This window comes from Pseudomonas sp. K5002, assembly GCF_013386655.1.
In the GTDB taxonomy this organism is placed as follows: domain Bacteria; phylum Pseudomonadota; class Gammaproteobacteria; order Pseudomonadales; family Pseudomonadaceae; genus Aquipseudomonas.
This window is the reverse complement of record NZ_JACARK010001098.1, coordinates 1-731: the sequence shown is the minus strand read 5'-3', so window position 1 is coordinate 731 and position 731 is coordinate 1. Positions and strand designations below refer to the sequence as shown.

Here is a 731-nt window from a genome sequence, read left to right as displayed (position 1 = left end):
GCTCCCACATTGGTTTTGTGTCGTTGTTTGAATCGTGCTTACAACAGAAAGCCGAGCGCACTCAGGCTGTCGGTGGAATTGATCAGCCGCACCACCTTGCGCTCCAGGGTCGCGACCCCGGCGCTGAACCGAATGCGGTAATTCAGGTCGGCCACGAACGGCGTGTGCACCCCGCGCTTGTAGGCATAGAGCAGCTGCGCACAGTTAACCTCCACCACCTCGCCCGCCGCTTCCACCAGGGTGAATCGCGACACACTGCGCACGGTTTTCGCCGCATCCACCGCCGACGGTGAATACCCCGCCGTCAGCCGTTCGATGCGCAGGTCACGCATGCGCGCATCGTCATAGGCATAGTTGAGGTTGGCTTCAAAATCCTCGGTGTCCGGGTCGATCGGCACGACGTAGCGCCCGCTCTCGCTCCACAACGCGGCCCATTGCACGTAGTCCTTGTGGTCCAGCAGTTGGGCTTCACGCCAGATGAATTCGATGGCCTGGGCCAGCGGTGCGGTAAAACCAGTCAGGGTGTTCATTGGCTCATCATCCTTTTCCACATGTCATAGGCCCCGCGCATGCCGCCTTCATCAGTGGCGTGGGATACCTTGTCGCCGTTGTCGGCCAGCACTTCGCGGTTCAGGCCACGGTTGACCAGGATCGGTGCGTCAACGCCGGCATACGAGCCGCGTTGCACCCGGTCCCAGGCTTCGGCGTCGTCGGGGCTGCCAAAGCCGAAC

At 61.8% G+C, this 731-nt stretch carries 1 protein-coding gene and 1 pseudogene; both read right to left on the bottom strand.

Going from position 1 to position 731, the window contains the following annotated elements; translation table 11 throughout:
• Nucleotides 1-38: 38 nt before the first annotated feature.
• Nucleotides 39-530 carry an aromatic-ring-hydroxylating dioxygenase subunit beta gene (locus tag HX846_RS33595; protein WP_177009342.1) on the bottom strand — a complete coding sequence of 164 codons (492 nt, stop codon included), beginning with the start codon at nt 528-530 and terminating at the stop codon, nt 39-41.
• Nucleotides 527-731, bottom strand: a pseudogene (locus HX846_RS33590) (aromatic ring-hydroxylating dioxygenase subunit alpha); the annotation flags it as partial. The gene HX846_RS33595 and the pseudogene HX846_RS33590, both read right to left, overlap by 4 nt.